The sequence below is a fragment of the Mycobacterium sp. MAA66 genome, assembly GCF_041261665.1.
In the GTDB taxonomy this organism is placed as follows: domain Bacteria; phylum Actinomycetota; class Actinomycetes; order Mycobacteriales; family Mycobacteriaceae; genus Mycobacterium.
This window is the reverse complement of the sequence record NZ_JBGCCC010000008.1, coordinates 223,483-245,278: the sequence shown is the minus strand read 5'-3', so window position 1 is coordinate 245,278 and position 21,796 is coordinate 223,483. Positions and strand designations below refer to the sequence as shown.

19 protein-coding genes and 1 pseudogene are annotated in these 21,796 nt (G+C 64.5%); 6 read left to right on the top strand and 14 right to left on the bottom strand.

The genetic code is table 11. The annotated features are described in order from the left end of the window. The 3 genes and pseudogenes from ABIA30_RS21355 to ABIA30_RS21345 form a co-directional block, all read right to left on the bottom strand. Positions 1 to 275 (bottom strand): annotated as a pseudogene (locus tag ABIA30_RS21355) (HNH endonuclease); the annotation flags it as partial. An 80-nt stretch (positions 276 to 355) separates the two neighbouring features. Then, positions 356 to 997, bottom strand: a complete 642-nt coding sequence (locus ABIA30_RS21350) for a nucleoside/nucleotide kinase family protein (protein WP_370069032.1) — start codon at positions 995 to 997, stop codon at positions 356 to 358. A 25-nt stretch (positions 998 to 1,022) separates the two neighbouring features. Beyond that, positions 1,023 to 2,285 carry an amidohydrolase family protein gene (locus ABIA30_RS21345; RefSeq protein WP_370069030.1) on the bottom strand — a complete coding sequence of 421 codons (1,263 nt, stop codon included), beginning with the start codon at positions 2,283 to 2,285 and terminating at the stop codon, positions 1,023 to 1,025. Positions 2,286 to 2,309: 24 nt separating this feature from the next. On the opposite strand from ABIA30_RS21345, the gene ABIA30_RS21340 reads away from it, so the two are divergent. Continuing rightward, positions 2,310 to 3,161, top strand: a complete 852-nt coding sequence (locus ABIA30_RS21340) for a helix-turn-helix transcriptional regulator (RefSeq protein WP_370069028.1) — start codon at positions 2,310 to 2,312, stop codon at positions 3,159 to 3,161. Between the two features lie 7 nt (positions 3,162 to 3,168). On the opposite strand, the gene ABIA30_RS21335 is transcribed toward ABIA30_RS21340, so the two are convergent. The 10 genes from ABIA30_RS21335 to ABIA30_RS21290 form a co-directional block, all read right to left on the bottom strand. Then, on the bottom strand, positions 3,169 to 4,131 hold the full coding sequence (locus tag ABIA30_RS21335) for an NAD(P)-dependent alcohol dehydrogenase (RefSeq protein ID WP_370069082.1): 963 nt from the start codon (positions 4,129 to 4,131) through the stop codon (positions 3,169 to 3,171). A gap of 43 nt (positions 4,132 to 4,174) precedes the next feature. After that, positions 4,175 to 4,936 (bottom strand): spirocyclase AveC family protein, encoded by a 762-nt coding sequence (locus tag ABIA30_RS21330; protein WP_370069080.1) that lies wholly within the window; start codon positions 4,934 to 4,936, stop codon positions 4,175 to 4,177. Positions 4,937 to 5,057: 121 nt separating this feature from the next. After that, positions 5,058 to 6,314 carry a cytochrome P450 gene (locus ABIA30_RS21325; RefSeq protein WP_370069078.1) on the bottom strand — a complete coding sequence of 419 codons (1,257 nt, stop codon included), beginning with the start codon at positions 6,312 to 6,314 and terminating at the stop codon, positions 5,058 to 5,060. 2 nt (positions 6,315 to 6,316) lie between these two features. After that, positions 6,317 to 7,534, bottom strand: coding sequence for a cytochrome P450 (locus ABIA30_RS21320; protein ID WP_370069027.1), 1,218 nt, complete (start codon positions 7,532 to 7,534; stop codon positions 6,317 to 6,319). Positions 7,535 to 7,552: 18 nt separating this feature from the next. Continuing rightward, on the bottom strand, positions 7,553 to 8,998 hold the full coding sequence (locus ABIA30_RS21315) for an aldehyde dehydrogenase family protein (RefSeq protein ID WP_370069076.1): 1,446 nt from the start codon (positions 8,996 to 8,998) through the stop codon (positions 7,553 to 7,555). A gap of 16 nt (positions 8,999 to 9,014) precedes the next feature. Next, on the bottom strand, positions 9,015 to 9,914 hold the full coding sequence (locus ABIA30_RS21310) for an SDR family oxidoreductase (protein WP_370069026.1): 900 nt from the start codon (positions 9,912 to 9,914) through the stop codon (positions 9,015 to 9,017). After that, positions 9,892 to 10,992 (bottom strand): spirocyclase AveC family protein, encoded by a 1,101-nt coding sequence (locus ABIA30_RS21305; RefSeq protein ID WP_370069025.1) that lies wholly within the window; start codon positions 10,990 to 10,992, stop codon positions 9,892 to 9,894. Before ABIA30_RS21305 ends, ABIA30_RS21310 begins: the two co-directional genes overlap by 23 nt. 4 nt (positions 10,993 to 10,996) lie before the next feature. After that, positions 10,997 to 12,109 (bottom strand): ABC transporter substrate-binding protein, encoded by a 1,113-nt coding sequence (locus ABIA30_RS21300; RefSeq protein ID WP_370069024.1) that lies wholly within the window; start codon positions 12,107 to 12,109, stop codon positions 10,997 to 10,999. Between the two features lie 75 nt (positions 12,110 to 12,184). Further along, positions 12,185 to 12,997, bottom strand: a complete 813-nt coding sequence (locus ABIA30_RS21295) for a CbbQ/NirQ/NorQ/GpvN family protein (RefSeq protein ID WP_370069022.1) — start codon at positions 12,995 to 12,997, stop codon at positions 12,185 to 12,187. Between the two features lies 1 nt (position 12,998). Beyond that, on the bottom strand, positions 12,999 to 14,744 hold the full coding sequence (locus ABIA30_RS21290) for a nitric oxide reductase activation protein NorD (RefSeq protein WP_370069020.1): 1,746 nt from the start codon (positions 14,742 to 14,744) through the stop codon (positions 12,999 to 13,001). 118 nt (positions 14,745 to 14,862) lie between these two features. Between ABIA30_RS21290 and ABIA30_RS21285 the strand changes: the two genes are divergently transcribed. From ABIA30_RS21285 to ABIA30_RS21275, 3 genes are all read left to right on the top strand, one after another. After that, a complete protein-coding gene (locus ABIA30_RS21285; RefSeq protein WP_370069018.1) occupies positions 14,863 to 15,792 on the top strand; it encodes an SDR family NAD(P)-dependent oxidoreductase in 930 nt (309 codons plus the stop codon). Positions 15,793 to 15,864: 72 nt separating this feature from the next. Continuing rightward, positions 15,865 to 17,154, top strand: coding sequence for a TetR/AcrR family transcriptional regulator (locus tag ABIA30_RS21280; RefSeq protein ID WP_370069016.1), 1,290 nt, complete (start codon positions 15,865 to 15,867; stop codon positions 17,152 to 17,154). An 8-nt stretch (positions 17,155 to 17,162) separates the two neighbouring features. Then, the gene (locus ABIA30_RS21275; protein WP_370069015.1) at positions 17,163 to 18,623 is read left to right on the top strand and encodes an AMP-binding protein; all 1,461 of its coding nucleotides are present in this window, start codon (positions 17,163 to 17,165) and stop codon (positions 18,621 to 18,623) included. Here the strand turns inward: ABIA30_RS21275 and ABIA30_RS21270 are convergent. Beyond that, complete coding sequence (locus tag ABIA30_RS21270) at positions 18,607 to 19,374, bottom strand: DUF2127 domain-containing protein (protein ID WP_370069013.1); 768 nt, start codon at positions 19,372 to 19,374, stop codon at positions 18,607 to 18,609. The genes ABIA30_RS21275 and ABIA30_RS21270 overlap by 17 nt on opposite strands. A 226-nt stretch (positions 19,375 to 19,600) precedes the next feature. Here ABIA30_RS21270 and ABIA30_RS21265 point away from each other — a divergent pair, with 226 nt between their 5' ends. Both ABIA30_RS21265 and ABIA30_RS21260 read left to right on the top strand, forming a co-directional pair. Continuing rightward, entirely contained in the window at positions 19,601 to 20,302 is a 702-nt protein-coding gene (locus tag ABIA30_RS21265; protein WP_370069074.1) for a response regulator transcription factor, read from the top strand. Next, positions 20,283 to 21,785 carry a sensor histidine kinase gene (locus ABIA30_RS21260; RefSeq protein WP_370069011.1) on the top strand — a complete coding sequence of 501 codons (1,503 nt, stop codon included), beginning with the start codon at positions 20,283 to 20,285 and terminating at the stop codon, positions 21,783 to 21,785. The genes ABIA30_RS21265 and ABIA30_RS21260 overlap by 20 nt, the downstream gene beginning before the upstream one ends. Positions 21,786 to 21,796 lie beyond the last annotated feature (11 nt).

The following is a 21,796-nucleotide window of genomic DNA, read 5'->3' as shown; positions in this document are numbered from 1 at the left end:
CGGCGCCGGGCCTCGGCACTGCTGATCCGCAACCGGATGGCCAGCACCTCAGCCCAGTTCTTCGCCCCGATCTCCTGGGCCGTGGCCTGCGCCTGCAGCGCCGCCAGCAGCGCATGATCCACGACCGGGGCGCAGCGGGCCAGCACCTCCCGGCGGGACTGCAACTCCAACAACTCGGCCACGCTCAAGCCGGTGTAATCAAACGAGGCGACCTTCGCATGCAACTCCTCCAGCGCCGCATACGCGGTGAGGATGGTGCTGCGATCAGTTGCCATACTCGAACACTAGTTCGAATCACCGACAAGAAACCGTTGAATGTGACTGCAGTGACCAAAGTTTTCGTCGAGGGCGATGTTCACGACCACTCGCAGTCGTCAGCGGTCAAGGTCCGGTCGCATCTCCCCTCGGTGGCTGCGACCAATACGGCGTTCGACTCGTCTACCGAAAGCACCCAGTGCTCCGCCGCGATCAGGCTGCGGCCACCAGCGATGTGGCGAGCGATCAATCGCTTACGCCGCTCGGATTCGGGACACGTCAGGTAGTACAGCTTGTCGATCAGATCCCGCGTACCGGCGAAGCCGTCCGACGACAGCGCCAGGTAGTTGCCTTCGGTGACCACCAACCGGGCACCCGCCGGCACCACCAAACCGGCGGCAACCGGTTCTTCCAGGGCTCGATTGAATTGCGGCACATATATATCCGCGGCTCCGTAGGCCTCCCGCACCCGGACCAGCGCGACGAGATAGCCGGCGGCGTCGAAGGTGTCGGGCGCGCCTTTCCGACTCTTTCGCCCGAGTCGGGCCAATTGCGCGTTGGACAGATGGAAGCCGTCCATCGGCATCAATGCGGCGATGTCGGCTCGGGCGTCGTTGAATTCGTCGACGATCCGCTGCGCCAAGGTGGATTTGCCGACGCCGGGCGGTCCAGCCAGTCCGACGATGACGCGACCCGGCCGCTCCGCGAGCAGCCCGGCCATCTCGTCCATCGGCGAAGTCATTCCGCCGACCTTAACGGTTGACCGGTCAGGTACGGCTCGGCTGCTTCTTTTCGTACAGTCGCGCCCACTCGGCCCGCGGACGGATCGACACATCGACATCAGCACCCTTGGCGCGCAACGCCTTAACGTTGGCCTCCGCACGCGGCGTCCGGGCGAATGGATCCCAGCCGAAGAAGCTGCAAGCGTTCTCCCAGGTGATCTTGTTGATGTCGGGATCGCTGGCGCCGGCCGCGTTCAGCTCGGCCAGCACCTGCTCGGGCGCGTCGGGCCAGAAGCAGTCGGAATGCGGGTAGTCGCACTCCCACGCGATGATGTCGATGCCGATCTCGTGACGCAGCCTCAGCGAGGTCTTGTCGGTCACGTAACAAGCCAGCGAGTGCTCGCGGAACACATCGGACGGCAGCTTGTCACCGAAGTCGCGGCGCAGCCACTTTTGGTTTGTGTAGTGCCGGTCGCTGCGGTCCAAATAGAAAGGGATCCAACCGATTCCCCCCTCGGAGAAGGCGAACTTCAGGTCCGGGTAGTTGCGCATCGCCGGGCCCCACAACAGGTCCTGCGCGCACATCGCCGAGACCTGCGTGGCCAAGATGATCATGTTGTCGATCGGCGCATTGGGCGCCATGCTGATCGCCCCGAAGCCGGTGCCGATGTGCAGACACATCACCACGTTCTCCTCAGACAAGGTACGAAAGACCGGACCCCAATACTCGTCGTCGTGATAGCTCGGCAGGCCCTCCAGGTGCGGCAGCTCGGGCATGGTGACCGCGCGGCAACCTTTGGCCGCCACCCGGCGGACCTCCCGGCACATCGCCTCGGGATTCCAGGTCGGCAGGATGGCGATCGGGATGAAGCGGTCCAGATACGATCCGGCCCACTCATCGATGTGCCAATCGTTGTAGGCCGACACCATCACCAACGTCGCTTCCTCGCGATGCATGTTGAGGTGCCGGGCGGAGAATCCGGTGAACGTCGGAAAACACATCGAGGCCAGAATGCCGTTGCGGTTCATGTCGCGGACGCGCTCGTGCACGTCGTACACACCGGGGCGCATCTCGGCGAAGCCGGCCGGATCGCGGCCCCACTCCTCCGCGGGCCAGGACACCACAGCGTTGAGTCCACTCACGCCCTGGGGCCGCCCCTGGTACATCCACTGATCGACGCCCTTGTCATCGGTGACGACGATCGGCGCCTCGGGCTTGTACTTGTCCGGCACGTGGTTCAAGAACATGTCGGGCGGTTCGACGACATGGTCGTCGATGCTCACCAGGATCAGGTCGTCGGTGTTCATGCCTCAGTAGTACCGTCTGATGACATGACCGTCTCTGCACTTTCGGACAGAGATTTGCCCAAATCGGCCAAACTGGTGGACCGACCGGTTATCGAGCTGCGCCGTGGCGGCCGGGCGTTGGCCGGAAGCTATCTCTACGAGGGCGAAGGGCTGATCACCGGCTGGCACAGCCACGAGGTCCACCAGATCGAGTATGCACTGCACGGCCTGGTCGAGGTCGAGACCGATGCCGCGCACTATCTGCTGCCACCACAACAGGCTGCCTGGATCCCCGCGGGACTTCAGCACCAGGCAGTGATGAATCCGGATGTCAAGACCGTCGCGGTGATGTTCGACCCGACCCTGATTCCTGATCGCGGAGACCGGGCCCGCATCATCGCGGTATCACCGTTGATCCGCGAAATGATGATCTATGCCCTGCGATGGCCCATCGACCGAGGCCGCGGCTCCGCCGAAGACGAGCGAGTGTCCGACGGCTTCTTCCGCACCCTCGCCCACCTCGTGGTCGAGGCACTCGATCATGAAGCGCCGCTGAGCCTTCCGACCTCTGAGCATCCGATCGTGACGGACGCGATGGCGTACACCAAAGCGCATCTGAACTCCGCGACGGCCGAGGACGTCAGCCGCGCAGTGTCGGTGTCCGAGCGCACGCTCCGTCGTCTGTTCCAGGAGCACATCGGGTTGTCTTGGCGCACTTACCTTCTCAACGCCCGAATGCTGCGCGCCATGGCGTTGCTGGCCGAACCCGGGCAGTCGGTACAGGCCACCGCAACGGCAGTCGGGTTCGAGAGCCTGAGCGCATTCACCCGGTGCTTCACGCAATTCAACGGCGAATCACCGTCGGGGTATCGGCGACGAGTCAGCCAGGGCGACTGAGGCCCGCTCAGGGCAGCAGCACCAGCTTGCCGGTCATCCGGCCGCTCTGACTCAGCCGGTGGGCCTCCTCCGCACTGGTCAACGGCAGTGTCTGGGCGATCGACACCCTCAGCGAGCCATCGGCGACGGCGGCCACCAGGGGCTCGAGCAATGCGCCGGTGGGCCGACCCAGAATCGACTTCGAGCGTCGCGGCGCGATCACGGTCTGCACCATGGCGGACGGCTCGTCGCCGGCGACGATGACATGACGCCCGCAGGGCCCCAACAGACTTCGAGCACCAGCACCCGAATAACCGCCCGCACAGTCGATGACAACCTGAAACGGGCCGTGCAGCCGCGCCTGTTCCATCACATCGCCCTGGTTGTAGTCGAGCACGACGTCGGCACCGAGGGCGCGGACCATCTCAGTGTTGCGCCCCGAACAGACGCCGACGACGAATGCCCCCTTGCGCTTGGCAATCTGGGTCGCAAGTTGGCCGACACCGCCGGATGCGCCCAAGATCAACACCCGTCGCTGCTTCGGCAGCACCATCTCTATTCGGCCCAGTTCCACCACTGCCCGCCAGGCAGTCACACCGGTGATCGGCAACGCACCGGCCACTGTGATGTCCACCGCGTCCGGGAGGCGACACAGCTGGTCTTCACGCACCAGCACGGCCTCTGCATACGAACCCCGTTGCCCGCGAGAGAAATCGGTGCCGCCCACCACGCGATCGCCGGGTGCCGCGCGGGTCACGTCGGCCCCGACGGCCTCGACCACACCGGCAAAGTCGACGCCGACCACCACCGGCGGCTTGGGTCCGAGAAGCCGGGCGGCCAGCCGTAAGGGACCGGACGTACGCATCTTCCAGTCCACCGGGTTCACCCCGATCGCCTGGACGCGCACCAGCACCTCCCCTTTACCGGGCTGCGGCGTGGGTAGCTCGACCAGTGTCAGCGGCTCACCGGCCTTCCAGGTGCGCTGCGCCATCGCTCTCACGTCGTCGAGCCTATGCGGACCTCGATCCGAGCGATCAGCGAGGCTGGTTCGGCACCCCTGGGTACAGCTGCTCGGCCGGCCCAGCAGTCACCCAACCGCCCAGCTTGGTGACCAGATGCGGCGTAAAAACGGCCCCGTACAAGAGGTTTCCGATCACGATCGCCGCGGCGATCGACAGCGCGACCGATTGCGCACGCGACGTCGAGTACTTGTCGGCCCACATCTCGATGACATTGCGTCCACGATCGTCCGTCCGTCCCAACAGGTAGGTGAAGACCATCATCTGCACACCCATCGCCAGGGCATCGTAGATCGGGTATTGATGCGTCGTGCCCTCGGACAAACCGAGGCCGAGAATGACGTAGCCATAGTGGAAGACGCCGACGCGGGCACCGATGAAGGCGTTGAAGAACAACGCCCAGCAGAAGCCGACGACCAATCCGGACGACAACAGGGCGAACGGACGCCGCCAGCCCAACCGCGTACTCAGCCACCGCCCCAGTCCGGCGCCGACCACCGCGGGCAACACGAAGTACGACATGTAGCCAACCGGTACCGACGACGGCAGTCCACCCCAGGTCATGTTCAACGGCCACCACGACGGCATCCGAGGCAGCGCGGGCGGGAACTGGGCGTACATCGCCCAGTCGTAGGGCGCCTCGATCCAGGAGAACGAGATCGCCGAAATACACAGCAGCAGAAGGGGATGCAGCCGTCGCTGACGCACGGTGAGGTACACCCCGGCCACCGCAAAGGACAGGCCGCCGAGCCAGCCGAAGGCGACCGCGCACACCAATAACGGGGACAACCCGGTGTTCACCGGTCGCGCGCTTCCGGATCGAAGCGCCAGACCAATCCGCAGATCACGACGATCAGTCCGAACAATGTGCCGAGCATGATGACCGCGCCCATGCCGGTCACTCCGCTGCGAACTCGATGTGCAGCGCGGTCAGTCCACGCATCACGAAGGTCGGTTCGTAGTCGTAACGTCGCGCATCGGCTGGACCGTGCTCCGACTCGGCGATTCGGATGTCGGCCATCCGGTCCAGGATGCGGTTCATCGAGATCCGGCCCTCGGTGCGTGCCAGCGGCGCACCCGGACAGGAATGCGCACCACGTCCGAACGCCACATGCTCGCGAACATTCGGACGATCTACCCGAAACGCGTTGGGGTTCTCGAACTTCCGCGGATCGCGGTTGCTGGCTCCAGGAATCAGCATCACAGTCGAGCCGGCAGGCACCGGACACTCACCGATCGCGGTCGTTCGGGCCGCCAATCGGAAATGGCTCTTCACAGGGCTTTCCAGCCTGAGCGTCTCCTCCAGGAACGACGGGATCAGCTTGCGGTCCGCGCGCAGGGCGGCTTGCAGGTCGGGGCGTTCGCCGATCACCCGCATCGCTGCGCTGAGCAGTTTGGTGGTGGTCTCCTGCCCCGCCGCGAAGACGAAGGTCGCAAGTTTGACCACAAGCTCGACGTCCGGGATCGAGCCGTCTTCGTATTTGGCCAGTGCCAGTTCGGTGAGCACGTCGTCGCGCGGCGCATTCCGGCGGTCGGTGATGTAAGTGCGGAACTTGTCGTCGAGCCACATGAGCGGGTTGTGCGCCAGTTCGTCGTCAAGAGCCCCAACATGCTGATCTGCCAGCACCGCACGAAATGCCGTGTGGTCCTCTGCAGGAACCCCCAGCAGGTCCGCGATCACCAACATGGAGAACGGCTTGGCGTAGGCCTCCATGAATTCGCACCGGCCTTTGGCGACGAACTCGTCGAGTTGGCGATCAGCCAGGCGCCACATGAAATCCTCGTTCTCACTGAGTCTTTTGGGCGTCAGGAGGCGGTTCAGCAGCCCGCGGGTTCGCCCATGTTCGGGCGCATCCATGGTGACGACGTGCTCGCTCATCGGGATCTGCGCCCGGTGCTCGGCAAGCAAGGCACTGATGTCGTCGCCTTCGGCGGTAAACGGCAACGGCGCGAACGGGCCGACCACCGCGTTGGCCGAAGACAACGCCGGATCCTTGTACGCTGCAAGAGCTTCGGCGTGCCCTGTCACCGAGATGACCCCACCCGGACCACCGGGAAGCACCGGGCACTGGCCGCGCAGATGATCGAAGTACGGATAAGGGTCCGGAATCAGCGCCGGGTCGGTGAAGAAGTCGACGGGCTCGAACTCGCTCAACGTCATTCCCCCACCGCATCGAACAGCACCGGCAACGACGCCGGCGACCGGAACACCTGCCCGCGAACATAGATATCGCCGGCCGACGGATCGAGGCGCAGATTGGGCAACCGGTCCAACAGCAGATTCACCGCCGTCCGCATCTCCAGCCGAGCCAAATGCATTCCGAGACAGACGTGGACGCCATGGCCCCAGGAAATCGGGGTTCGGGCCTCCCGGAATATGTCGAACGCATTCGGATCGGGGTAACGCTCGTCCTGACGGTTGGCCGCACCCAGCATCGGCATCACCGAGCAGCCTGCCGGGATGGCTACCCCACCGAGCACAGTGTCCCGGGTGGTCTGCCTGGTGATAGTCAGAAGTGGCGCCTCCCAACGCACCGACTCCTCGATGGCCTGTGGGATCAGCGAGCGGTCGGCGCGGATCGCCGCCAACTGCTCGGGATAGGTGAACAGGCCGAACAACATGCTGCTCAACGAGCGGTAAGTGGTCTCGATACCGGCCGGCAGCAGCAACCGCAAGAAGGAGTAGATCTCCTCGTCGGACAGTCGCTCACCGTCGATCTCCGCGATCGCCAGACTGCTGATCAGGTCGTCCTGAGGTTCGGCGCGGCGCGCCGCCAGGATCGGCGCAAAATACTGCTTGAGCGCTTCGGAAGCCTGCTTACCCCGCTTGGGATTGATGGTGAAGCTCAGCAGCGAAATGGACCAGCGTTGGAATTGAGGAAAGTCCTCCTGCGGCAGGCCGAGTAGCCGCGAAATGATCCGAGCGGGGTAGATGAAGGTGAAATCCTTCACCAGATCGGCCGATCCGCGCGCGGCGAATTGGTCGATCAACTCACTACCCACCTTGCTGATCAGCTCATCTTCCCAGTGGGCCAATGCCTTCTGGGAGAACGCCTTCGATACCAGCGCCCGATGTCGGCCGTGCTGCGGTTCGTCCATGCCCAGCATGACCTGGTGGCCGAGCACATCGCCGAACGCCTGGATGACGATTGCCGAGGAGTAGGTGTCGTTGTCCCGCAGCATTTCGATGATGTCCTCGTGGCGGTACACGATGAACACCGGCTTGCCCTCCTCACCCGGCATCACCGACATGTCGATGCGCTGGATCGGCTCTTCCCTACGCAGCCGGGACAATTCGGTATAGGGGTCGCGGACATTGCCCGACACCACGTCGTCGAATGCGCCGAAATCGGCGAGGTCATCAAACAATTGCATGACTGCTCCTATGCGGGTTCAGGCCGGATACGCGACGGACTTGATCTCGGTGTACTGGTCGAATCCAGCGGTGCCGTTCTGACGGCCCACACCGCTGGCTTTATAACCGCCGAACGGGACGTCGGCGCCATATCCCGTGGCACCGTTGAGCCCGATGAAACCGGCGCGCAACCGCTTTGCCACTGCCAGTGCCCGATCCAGGGTGCCCGCCATGACGTTGCCGGCCAGGCCGTACGGGCTGTCATTGGCGAGCCGGACGGCATCATCCTCATCGTCGTACGGTATGACCGCCAGCACCGGACCGAAGATTTCCTCCTGGGCGATGGTCATCGAATTGTCGACGTCGACGAACAGTGTTGGCCGGACGAAGAATCCACGTTCGAGGCCGGCCGGTACGTCGAGGCCGCCGGCGAGCAGGGTGGCGCCCTCGTCGATGCCCTGCTGGATATAGCTGCGCACCCGATCGCGCTGTCTGGCGGAAATAACCGGCCCACACAGGGTTCCGCCGTCCTGCGGATCACCCGGTGCGACGTTGTCGTAGATACCCTTCAGGATCGCCACGCCCTCGTCGTAGCGAGACCGTGGCAGCAACATCCGGGTCGGGTTCGCGCAGCCCTGCCCGGCGTGCATGCAGGGCGCTATGCCGATCAGGCACGCCGACCCGAAATCGGCGTCGTCGAGAACAATGGTGGCCGACTTGCCGCCCAGTTCTAAGAACAGCCGCTTCATGGTGGCGGCACCCTTCTCCATGATCCGCCGGCCCACGGCGGTCGATCCGGTGAACGAGATCAGATCGACCATGGGTGAGAGCGTGAGTTCCTCACCGACAAAGTGATCGGAAGCCGTCACGATGCTGACGACACCAGCTGGAATGTCGGTCTTTTCGACGATCAGCCGACCCAACCGGGTGGCGTTGAACGGGGTGTCCGGGGCCGGTTTGAGGACCACCGTATTGCCGGCGCCCAGGGCCTGCCCGAGTTTGTGGATGGTGACCTCGAACGGGAAGTTCCAGGGCACGATCGCGCCCACCACCCCGACCGGTTCGCGCCAGACTCGCCGCGTGGTCTGCATGCCGGTAAGCGCGACGAAAGCCTCGCCCAAGTCGGTGTCCCAGGTATAGGTGTCGATCAGCTCCGCCGGATGCCGTAGCCCGTCGGACAGCGGCGCGTCGAGCTGTGGTCCATAGGTGATGGCGCGTGGGCACCCCGCCTCTGCAATCAGTTCCTCACGCAGCGCTTCCTTTTCGGATTCGATGGCATCCTGCAGCTGTAGCAGGCAGCGCTTGCGGAACTGGTGATCAGTGGACCACGCGGTCTCGTCGAAGGCCCGGCGAGCGGCGGCGATGGCCTGGTGCATGTCGGCTACCGACGCGTCGGCGACCTCGCCGATGGGTTCTTCGGTGGCGGGATTGATGTTGACGAAGGTGCCGCTTTCGCCGTCGACGAGCTTGCCGTCGATCATCATCCTCGGTTCATAGGCCTCAGGCATCGTTTCCCCTCCTGGATCGCAGCGCGCCGCGGCGCGGCAACCCCATGGCCGACCGAATGAATTGATGCATGCCCGCCGATGGCATCAACCGGTTGGTATGCAACAGCATTCGGGCATCAGGTCCGATCGGTACCTTGGCGAAGGCCTTATCGGATTCCAACGCCTGCGCCAGGGACCGGGCGAACAACTCGGGTGAGCGCGCCATCTTCATGGCCAGCCGACCGCGTTGGTCGATCGCCTTGTGGTGCCGGCCGTAGGGCCCATCGAAGTCGCGGAGATCGATGGTGCCGGCATCGGTGATGATGTCGGTATCGAAGGTGCCGGTGACCAGGATCGTGATACCGATGCCGAACGGCGCGACCTCACCGGCCATCGCCTCACCCCAGCGTTCCAGGGCGCCCTTCGCGGCGGAATATGCGGCTGTGGTCGGCATGCCGCGTACCCCACCGGCACTGGAGGTCAGCACGATCCTGCCCCTCCCGGCGGCCCGCATTGCGGGCAGCAGAGCCTTGGTCAATTCGACCGGTCCGAACACATGCGTGGCGAACATCTTGTGCCACAGGTCTATTGGAGTCTCCTCGACCATACCGGCCGCTGAGATTCCGGCGTTGTGGACCAACGCGTTCGGTGCACCGACGGCGCTCTCGATGTCCTTGGCCGCCGCCGCTATCGAGTCGGAGTCCTGCAGATCCAGTTGCACCCCGACCAACCGCGCGTCGTCGCCGGCTCCGGCGGCGACCCGTAGCCTGTCCATCCCGGATTCCGGTGATCGCATGGCCGCCACCACTTTCCAGCCACGCTGGTACAGATGCTTCGCGGACGCGAAGCCCAATCCGCGGGATGCCCCGGTGATCACCACACTGCGAGGCTCAGTGTCCACAGCGTCCACCATCAGCGGCTAGCGAGACGTTCGGGCGGCCATCGGGTTGGCCGGTCATGAACGTCGACATGATGCCGACCGAATACGGGCCCTGCTGCCCATTCTGTTCGTAATAGCCCTGCGGATCATAGATTTTCGCCTCGGGATATGGCCACGGACACGCCACCGAGGTGGCAGCCCCGGACATCTTGATCAGCGTGTAGCCCGCTCCGTAACAGAAATAGGCGAGATTCACGATCACGAACATCACGATGAACGTGCCGAGTCGGGGACGGTTGGTGAACAGTCGGGCTCTTCGCGCGAGCTTTTCGGCCACTGTCCGACCGGTGTCGTCCCGGTAGACCAGCAGACCCGCCGGAATCATCACGAACGTCACCATCACCGATTCCCAGATCAGCGGGAACTGGAAGGTACTGCCGACGAAGATCGACCCGAACGGGATCACCTGCGAGTAGATGTACAGGCCGGTACGGACCAGCGTGAGTTCGAGCACCATGTCGAACAAGAACCCGATCACGAAGATCAACGCGGCCAGGCAGACCAACGGATGGCGCGTGACGAACGCATCGGGTGATCGACGCGCCTGCAGCTTGCGCAGAATCCACACCGCCGGGAAGTATGGACCGAACTGGAACATGACATAGCCGATCACCACGAACGGTTCGACGGTGGGCGACAACGACACCCACGGCCAGTCTTCGGGCCAGTGCCACAACTCGGGGTTGTAGACCGCATACGGCGACCAGTTCATAAAGGGGTCCTGCCACACGATCGCGGTGGTGACGATCGCCATCATCACGATGGGGCTGCCAGGATTTCGGCGCCAGGCGACGACGCAGACGATGATCAGGGCCGGCACGGAGAAAATGGTGAAGATCTGCCACAGGTCGATCCAGTGCGTGAACCCGAACAGGAACTCGACCGGCCGCGGTGCACCGGTCACCTCGGGGTTGCGAATACGTGGCGACACCGCGCCACGGCGCGCGTGGTAGGCGATCAAACCCACCAACGCCAGGGCCACCACCGTCCAGCAGATCGCCGCGACGGGCGGCTTCTTTGTTGTGCGGCTGCCGGTTTCAGTGACGGCCATCAGCTCACGCCTCCCCGAATCGATCGACAAGGTGAGAGTTGACCCCATCTGGATCCAACTTTCGGGCCACCAGATAACCCGCACCCATCCAGCCGCGACGGATCCAATTACCGAACGACACCCGGGTCCCGGGAGCACCCGATGCCGCCGGCAGCATCTTGACCCGTTCCAGGGCCTCCTTGAGACCGCGAGGGCTCAACGGGTGCGCATCGGCGAGCGCCCGGACCAGGGTCGCCGCGATGTCCCGATTCACCACGGCCACACACCATTCCGGACGCCGACCGTATTCGGACTGGTAGTCGTCGAGAAAGTCCTGACCAACTCGGTTGGCCTCGTCGTATTGGTCGACCCCCACCCAACCCATGAAGGCATTCCACATGACGGGGTTGATCCAGGCGTTCTGGAATGCGGTGCCGCAGAAGCGCGGCGGGTCCCATCCCATGGCTTCGAGCACGGGGTTGACGAAGACGATCCCGAACCCGAATCCACAGTGCACCAGCGCATCGACCTTGGCGTCATGCAGCGACTGCACCGCCGCGCCGACATCCTGTGCAGTCTGGGCCACGGAGACCTCCGCAGCGATCCGAATCCCTTTGCGCTTGCACGCTTCTCGGAAACTCTTCGCGTAGCTCTCACCGACCAGCGAGCACTCCTTGATGACGCCGACCTCGGTATGCCCACCCTTGGCCAGCAGATCTGCCCAGAAGATCGGTTCGTCCGTCATCGACCCCTGCGGGAACGAGAAGAACCACTCGCCCAGCGGTTCGTCCGAACCGGTGACCGACAGCGCGGGCACCCGGAATCGCTCATCGATCGTTTCTGCCGTGGGCACCGCGTTGTCGGTGATATGCGGGCCGATGACGGCCAGACACCCCTGGTCGCACAGTTCCCGATAGGCGTCGATGACGGCCTTCACCGACCCTTTCGGCAGGCCCTCGACTTCGCGGTAGATGATCTCGATCGGCCGGTCGATCAACCCCTGTTCCGTTGCCCTTTTGAACACCAGATCAAACGGGCGGGTCAGGTCATCACGCAGCTCCTGCGGATAGTTCTCCGGCAACCGGAAATCCATCAGGTATCCGATCTTTATCGGCTCAGCACTGCTTTCGTAGGACATTGCACCTCCGCAGGTTGCGCGACGCGGCGACTAACCTAACTTTTGTTCCGACACTAACGACGGCGGTGGGTGCGGTCAATCATTTCCCGCCCGCCCATTGGCCAGATAGGTATCGATCATGGTGTGCAGCCCGCGGGTCACGGACGGGTCGTCGGTCAGCGGGCCGGCGATCGCCACCCGCGCGGCATCCCTTGCCCCCAGCCCCTCGACCATGAGCCGACCGGCCGTGATCAGCACCCGGGTCGACGCCACTTCCCGCAGTCCACTGTTCTCCAAGCGGCGCAGCACCTGGCCGAACTGCACCAGCTCAGCAGCCTGCGCCGACGTCACACCGGCCTCGATTGCAACGATCTGCTGTTCGATTTCCATTGCCGGATAATCGAATTCGATGGCAACCATGCGCTGACGGGTAGAGTCCTTGAGGTCCTTGAGCACGCTCTGATAGCCGGGGTTGTAGGACACCACCAGGCCGAATCCAGGCGCCGCATCCAGGGTGACGCCCAGGCGTTCGATCGGCAATTTCCGGCGGTGGTCAGCCAGCGGATGAAGTACGACGGTGGTGTCCTGGCGCGCTTCGACCACCTCGTCCAGGTAGCAGATCGCACCCTCACGGACCGCGCGAGTCAGCGGCCCGTCGACCCACTCGGTTTCCCCGCCGCGCAACAGAAAGCGCCCGACCAGGTCCGCCGTCGTCAGATCGTCATGGCAGGCCACCGTGATCAGCGGGCGACCCAGCTCATGCGCCATGGCCTCCACGAACCTGGTCTTGCCGCAGCCGGTGGGACCCTTCAAGAGGATCGACAAGCCCTGGCGATACGCAGCCTTGAAGACGACCTCCTCGGTCCCGACCGGCACGTAGTACGGACGCTGCGTGTTCATCGAGGACATGTTAGCTCGGAACAGATATTAGGTTCAAGACCCCATTTGCCGGAGTCGCGCGGAATTTGTTCGCGCCGGGCGACTTTCGGCTCCGGAGTTCCGCAGATTGCAGCGCCGACCGGAACAACGGGCCGACAACCCCGCCCAGCTCCGTCGCCGAGGACACTGCAGCGTGCGCGGTGGTGCCGAACACCCGACGCAATTCGGCCACCTCCGTTGCGGCACCGACGGTCAGACACAGGCATCCCACCCCAGCATGGCGCGCCTCGACCAATGCACGGCTGGCGTCGGCCGCACCGTGCTCACGCTCGTATCCGTGGTCGTACGCCAGTCCATCGGTGAGCACCACCAACAGTTGCCGCCCGTTGCCGGACGATTGTTTCAACACCGCGGCCCCGTGCCGGATGGCGGCGCCCAGCCTGGAGTATCCGCCCGGCACCAGTCCGTCCAACTTGGCCAGCACCCCGCCGCCCATCACCTCGTCGAAACGCTTCACCGGCGTCAGGTACACCGCCGAGCGTCCCTGCGAGCAAAACCCATACAGCGCAACCCGATCCCCCAGCTCATACAGTGTGGCCGCCAAGAGCCCGGCCGTCGCACGTTGATGCTCATGCACTGTGCGGCCACCGTGCCCGATCTCCTTCGCCGACCCCGAGATGTCCAACAGCAACATGACCGACAGCTCACGCTTGCGCCGCAGGAAGTCCAGATACACCTCGTCATCAGAGGCGCTGCCGGCCAGCGACTGCACCCGCGCCTCTACCGCCGCATCGATGTCGATGTCGTCACCTTGACGTTGACGTCCGCACCGCTGCAGACCGACAGCCAGCCGGATCAACGCTCGGCGTAGCGGCAAAGTGGGTGGCAGCCCCACGGCCGAACTGCCTACCCGACCGGGCTCGTTCTCGATCACCGTGCACCAGTCGGCCCGATAGGCCCGACGCCGTAGGTCCCACTCGGGATAGATCAGGGCTCCCACCCCCGGGGAGCCACCGCCCGTGGCCGGCTGCCTGGACGCGCCCACCACCACCGACCGCGACGCGCCCGCGGTACCCGCGCCATGCCCCATGACGGCCTCGCCGCCGGACGGGCCACCGGCGCCGAGCCGGCGAACCCGACTGGTCAGCCGGCCCAGCAGCTTACCCAGCGCGCCGCCGGCGCCCACCGGGCTGGAGAACGGATCACTGTCGGTATCGGTTGTTTCACAATAGAATTCATCATTGCCGCGCTCACCAGAGGTGCCGTGTGCACGCAGCCCCGGCACCGGACCGGATTGCACGGCATGCCGCAGCAACGACTGAACCCGGATAACACCGAAACTCGGAGGCGGATCGGGCACCGATCGACTGCCGCTCACCAGTGCCAACGAGTCCTCCGGCGAAACGGTCAGCACGTCCAGGCTGTCGGCGAACCCACGTAGAGCCGACGGCAGCAGTTGCGCATTCGACGCCAGCGCCCGCCGACCCTCTACCGCCAGATACCTGCGGGTCAGATTGGGGCGCCGGGCCAGCCGACGGATGACATCCGGGTTCAGCGAGCCCGCGGCCAACAATGCCGTCTGCACCGCAAGACATTCGAGCTGTCGGTCGTAAGGCGCGGTGAGATCCACGTGCACGGTGGTGCCGTCAGTCCATACCGGCTCGCCCGGTGCCGTCCCAGCAACACCGACGTGGCGGCCCGCCAGTGCCGAGGCGAGCAACTCAAGGTCACGACAGGCGTCGACTACCGTTGGGCCATCACAGTTTTCACCGGTCATCCACAGGCCCTCGCACTCCTGCCCACTGCCACTCAACTCATTGACCAAATATCTGTTCCACCGTATGGTCACCAGCAACGAGCGTCAACCACCACGACATGGCGACCAGGAGCTGCCGATGATCGACTTCACCGACCAGGTCGTCATCGTCACCGGCGCCGGACGCGGGCTCGGCCGACACTACGCATTGGAGTTCGCCCGACGCGGCGCCGCCGTGGTGGTCAACGATGTCGGCGGGTCGATGCACGGTGAAGGCACCGACGTAAGCGTCGCCCAGTCAGTGGTAGCCGAGATTGTCACGGCCGGCGGAGCGGCCCTGGCCTCAACCGACTCGGTGGACAGCCCTGAGGGCGGCGAAGCGATCGTGCACGCAACCGTGGACCGATTCGGCCGGCTCGATGCGGTGGTGAACAACGCCGGCATCTTCACCAGCACCGCGTTCGACGAACTCACCACCGAGCAGTGGCGGCGGATGCTCAGCATCCATCTCGACGGTGGATTCTTTGTCAGCCAGCCCGCATTTCGGGTGATGAAGCAGCAGGGCTACGGCCGATTCGTGTTCATCTCATCGTCAGCCGGCGCATTCGGGCAGCATCTCGAGGCGCATTACGCGGCTGCCAAGTCCGGGCTGATCGGTCTGTCCAACGTCATCGCACTGGAAGGGGAACCGTACGGGATCCGCTCCAACACCGTGCTGCCATTCGGAGTTTCGCGCATGGTCACCGAAACACTCGCCAACCCCGGGGCTCTCGACGAGTCCGACTTCTTCCGAGCCATCCGCCCGGAATTGGTGACCCCGATGGTGGTGTATCTGGCCAGCCGCACGTGCGAAATGAGTCACCAGAACTACTCGGCATGCGGAGGCCGGTTCGCGCGGGTATTCACCGGCCTGGCCCAGGGCTGGCTCGCGGCCCCCGGTCGAGAACCCACCGCCGACGACATCGCCGCCCACTTGTCTGAGATATCGGCACTCGAACCGTTCTCCGTGCCCGGATCGATCTACGAGGAGGTGTTCGGCGTCTGCGAGCGATTGGGCATATCGGGTTGAGTGGCCTTGCGCCGGTGGAATGCCCTGCGCTGGTAGCGTCTAACCCCAGCTGGCGGTCATGGGAGGTGTGGTGTGGGGCGTCCTGACGTGACGGCCGATGCGGGCCACTCATATGACGATGGCACTCGCCGCACCGAAATTCTGCAAACCGCAGCGGCACTCATCGCGACCTCTGGGCTACGCACCTCGCTTCAGGACATCGCGACGGCGGCCGGAATCCTGCCGGGCAGCCTCTACCACCATTTCGAATCCAAAGAAGCGATCCTCGTCGAGTTGCTGCGCCGCTACCACCGCGATTTGGACCGGATCGCCCAACGCGCCATCGACGGACTCGACGCCCCGGATTCGCGGCCCCCCTTCGACCGCATTGCCACGTTGGGTACCGCAATCGCCTCCTGCGCGGTGGCGCATCGCGCGGCATTGCAGATGTCGTTCTATGAAGGTCCAAGTGCCAAGCCGGAATTGGTGGCGCTGGCAGCTCAGCGACCGACCGCCATCCTCGATGCCATGCAACAGACCTTGCGCACTGCGCGGTGGAGCGGCTATCTGCGGGATGACGTCGACCTCGCGGTCCTTGCCGACCGGGTCTGCCAGACCATGCTCCAGGTGGGGCTGGATGTGGTGCGGCACAACGCAAAAACAGAACGGGTTGCCACCCTGCTGTGTCGGATCCTGCTGGAGGGCGTGGCCGGCAAGCCGCTTTCGGACAAGAAACTGGATCGCTCACCGGCATTTGTCGCAGCAGACCAGCTGGTTCGATCCTGGGCTGCTGAGGCCCGGTCTGTCGCCGAGGCAGACGACAAGACGACGTTCATCCGATCGGTGGCGCGCACCGAGTTCGGCCGCCGCGGCTACGAGGGCACCACGGTTCGCGATATCGCGGCGGCGGCAGGGCTGGGCACCGGAACGGTCTACCGGCTGATCGGGTCGAAGGAAGAGCTGCTGATGTCGATCATGCAGGCGTTCGGCGAGAAGGTCGCGTTGGGCTGGACCAATGTCCTTGCCTCCGAATCGACCTCGGTGGAGAAGATCGACGGGCTCAGCTGGATCAACACGAACGCGCTGGCATACTTCGGTGACGAGTTCCGCATCCAGTTGGCCTGGATGCGACAGTCCCCGCCGAACACGTCCGACCCCGGCTGGCTGTTCACCACCCGGGTCCGTCAGATGAAATCCCTGCTGTCCGAAGGTATCAGGGCCGGCGAGATCGAGATCGACAGCCCGTCCAATGAGATGCTCGCCCGCTGCGTCATCAGCGTCGGCTGGATCCCCGAGAACATCCTGCACGAACTCGGAACGTGGGACGCACAGATCCACGTACGCGACACGCTGCTGCGCGGCGTCATCATTCGGCAGCGCTGACCACCGCCATGCCGCTCATTCATGAATTGATCACTGCCGCAGCATCTGCCGCGCCCGACCGCGCCGCAATCATCGCCGAGGACGGCACCGTGACAACGTTCGCAGCCTTCGAGCTATTGGTGCACAGCACCGCAGCCTGGGTGGCGTCTCGCACCGAACGCGCCGACCGGGTGGCAGTGATCGCCGACAACAGCATCGACTACGCCCGGCTCTACTACGGCGTGCCACGGGCCGGACGACTCCTGGTCTTGATCAACCAACGGCTGGCGGCGGCCGAACAGCTAGCGCAACTGGACACGGTGACGCCGACACTGGTCGTCGGCGATGCGCGCTACCTGGCGGAGCTGGACGGTCAGCCGACCGTTTCATTCCAGGATCCGCAATGGACTGCCGCACAAAATGATTCACCGACCGTCGCTCCCCCGCACCCCGATGACCCCGCCTGGATGCTGTTCACCAGCGGATCCACCGGGGTCCCCAAAGCAGTGGTGCACACCCACCGATCCATCACCGCCGCGGTACACGGCACCATCGCGGGCCGATCGGTGCGCGCCGGTGGCGTGTATCTGTTGCCGTTTCCGATGTGCCACATCGCCGGATACAACATGCTGGTGCAACATGCCACGGCGTCCACGGTATTGCCGGTGGCCACATTCCGCCCTGATGCCTTCGCCGCAGCCGTCAACGCTCACGGTGTGACATCGTGCTCACTCGCGCCGACCATGTTGCACAGCCTGCTGGCCTATCTCGACGACACCGGAGTCGACCTGCCGTCGTTGCGCGACATCGCCTACGGCTCATCGGCCATCCCGGCGGGCCTGCTGCGGCGCGCTCTGGATCGACTCGATGTCGGCTTCCACCAGGGTTACGGGATGACCGAAACCGGAGGCAACGTCACCTTTCTCGGGCCCGACGAGCACCGCGCCGGCGCTGCCGGCGATACCGCGGCACTGGCTACCGCCGGTCGCCCACACGACGACGTCGAGATCCGGATCGGGGCGAACGGCGAAATCCTGGTTCGCGGTACACAAGTCGCGGCCGGATACTGGCCGGACCGGCCGGCGACCGAAGACGGGTGGCTGCACACCGGTGATGTCGGTCGCATCGATGACGCCGGGCGCCTGCTGGTGTTCGACCGTCTCAAAGACATCATCATCACCGGTGGTGAGAACGTCTCTTCCCGCGAGGTCGAAGATGTGTTGTCCACTCACCCGCTGGTGGATCAGGTTGCGGTGGTGGGTGTTCCAGACGACTACTGGGGAGAGGCCATCTGCGCGGTGGTAGTTCCCCGGGCCGGCGCCCAGCCCGACGCCGAGGAACTCATCGGCTACGTCCGCGCCCGCCTCACCGCCTTCAAACGGCCCAGGCACGTACTGTTTACTGATGCACTGCCGCTGACCACCAATGGCAAGATCGCCAAACAGAAACTGCGCGAGCGAGTTCGGGAGCAGGTCAGTTCTCGGCCGTAGCCAGCCCGGCACGTTCGACGCTCAGCAGACTTTCGGTGTGATGCTCCTCTTCGTACGCCTTGCCGCCGCCGTTGAGTCCGAAGAGCCGTTTGCTCCACAAGAGCCAGACCACGGCGGCGACGTTGATCAGGAATGCACCCAGTCGCAGCGTCGTCACCTTCTCGGTCAGTTCGTAGAATTCCAGCGGCAAGAAGACACTGGTGGCGACGACCGCGAAGTACTCACCCCACCGCCACATTCCCCAGAGGCCGACCGCCTCGACCAACTCGATGAGTGCATAGGCGAAGATGCCCACCGCGATCCACAGCATCGTGGTGGGCGACAAGGTGAAGGCCTCGTGGATGTGCTGGATGATCCGGGAGCTGTCCATGTTCCAGCCGATCTGGTCGGCCAGCGGGCGCAGCAGCGGCAGATCCTGGTGGAACATGTCCTGCAGATGTGAGCGGCGGGCCCGCACGTGCAATACGCCGGCGCCGACCAGCGACAGCACCAGCGCCCGGATCACGCGCTCGACCGCCAGTGCGCGCATCAAAAACCGGTCGCGTAACAGCCGGCCGCGCGGCACCTCCGGGGCGGACTCGGCCGGTCCACTTCCAGCCGGCGGGCCGACGACGAATGCCTCGCACCGCAGGCAGCGCCACGCCTCACCCACCGGCGTATCGACGAACAAGCGGGCCCGCAGCTCGGGTTCGTCGGGGGCGAACGTGGCATGACCGTGCAATCCGCAGGACCGCAGTGCGAAATTCACCATGCCAGCACCGTAGTGGCCACAGCCGAAAACGCCCCGAATTATGGGCTCAAACCACCGCGGGAACCTCATTCGCCCCGAAAAACTCACATCTACCAGCGCAAATGTGCCAATCCATAGACTACGCATAGTGAAACCACAGAGCGCCGCTAGTCCGATTCGCCACAATGAAGCTGTGAATGACGCGAATGCGGCTGTGCGTCGGACGTCGGCGTCGGCTCCCGAACCGATGACCCATGCCGACGGCAGCCCGATCGAGGTGCTCGTCGTCGACGACGAAGCCGCACTCAGCGACTTGGTATCGATGGTCCTGCGATACGAGGGCTGGAAGGTCAGCACCGCGCACGACGGTGGGACCGCGATCAGCAAAGCCACCACCGACAGGCCGGACGTCGTGGTGCTCGATGTCATGCTGCCTGACATGAGCGGGCTCGACGTACTGGCCGAACTGCATCGGATCCGCCCCGATCTGCCGGTGCTGCTGCTCACCGCGAAAGACACCGTCGAGGACCGGATCGCCGGACTGTCGGCCGGCGGCGACGATTACCTGACCAAGCCGTTCAACGTCGAGGAGATGGTGCTGCGGCTGCGCTCACTGGTCCGCCGATCGGGCAGCGGTGTCGTCGCCAACAACTCCCAACTCGTTGTCGGAGACCTGGTACTCGACGAGGACAGCCGCGAAGTCACCCGAAGCGGATCAGAGATCAAGCTGACCGCAACCGAATACGAAGTGCTGCGACTGATGATGGCCAACCCACGACGGGTCCTCACCAAAGCCCAGATCTTGCACAGTGTCTGGGACTACGACTTCGAGGGACGCTCGAATGTGGTGGAGCTGTACATCTCCTACCTCCGCAAGAAGATCGACGCGGATCGCACCCCGATGATCCACACCGTGCGCGGTGTCGGCTATGTCCTCAAACCGCAGTAGATTCGGACCGCGGACCTGGAGCCTCCGGGCCCGACTGATCGGCGCTGTCGCGATGCTCGGCACCGGCCTGTGCATCGCGGTGGCCGCCGGCACACTGATCTCCTTGCGGCACTTCCTGATCGATCAACTCGACGATCAGGTCTTCGACACCCAATCGCGATCTCTGACATTCTTCGAATTGGGTCCCCCACCGTTCCTTCGATTCGCCGGGCCCGGACCGACGTTTCTCGACGGCCCCGGCCAGTCTGCCGGGACCCTCGGGGCCATCGTCGCCCCGCCGCACCCCACCGAGGCCTCCGTCATCCTCACCAGCGGCGATCGGCAGCAGCTCAACCAGGCCGCCATCGCTCAGCTATCCGCTGTCCCGCAAGGACATACCGTGAGCATCGACCTCGACGGTGTCGGCCCCTATCGGGTGATCGCACAGTCAGCACAAGACAAGGTGGTGGTCTCCGGACTCCCGCTGACACCCATGATGCACACCATGGACTCGGTCAGCTGGATGATCGGTGGATTTTCCCTGCTGGCGCTGCTGGGCGCAATCACCGCGGGCTCGGTGATGATCCGTCGCGAACTCGCTCCGTTGTCGCGGATGTCCGTTGCGGCACAACATGTTGCGGGACTGCCACTGCACCAGGGCGACGTCCGGCTGCCCACGCCGATCGAGCCAGTGGCCGCCGACGTCGCACACACCGAGGTCGGTCGGCTGGGCACCGCCCTGAACCACATGGTCGACTCCGTCGCCGGAGGGCTCGCAGCCAGGCATGCCAGCGAAACCCGGGTGCGCCAGTTCGTCGCCGACGCCAGCCACGAACTGCGTACGCCACTGACGTCGATCCAGGGCTACGCGTCGGTGGCCCGGCGGCTGATCTCCGGTATCCCCGATGACGTCGACTATTCAACCCGAGAGGACTTGGGGTATGCGCTGACCCGGGTGCACTCCGAATCGGGCCGGATGCATCAGCTGGTCGAGGACATGCTGCTGCTCGCTCGCCTCGATGCCGGCCGCCCCCTGGAGCACGAGGACGTCGATCTGTCCCAGATGGTGATCGACGCGGTCAGCGACGCGCACATCGCCGCCCCTGGTCACCGTTGGACGTTGGATCTGCCCGACCAGCCGGTGTCGATCAACGGCGACCGACAGCGACTGCAGCAGGTGCTGTCCAACCTGCTGGCCAACGCCCGGACGCACACACCACCGGGGACCAAGGTCGTTACTGCCCTTGTCTGTAACCCCGACAATTCCGTGGTGCTGTCGGTAACCGATGACGGGCCCGGCATCGCGGCCGACGTGCTACCCGAAATTTTCGAACGCTTCGCCCGCGGTGACGAATCACGGTCGCGCGCGGCGGGCAGCACGGGCCTGGGCCTGGCCATCGCCCACGCGGTTGTCAAAGCTCACGGTGGCACCATCGTGGCTGCCAACGGCGCACAGGGGCCCACCTTCACCGTGACGTTGCCCACGGCCGCCCTCAATTCATAGCCTGCACAGAG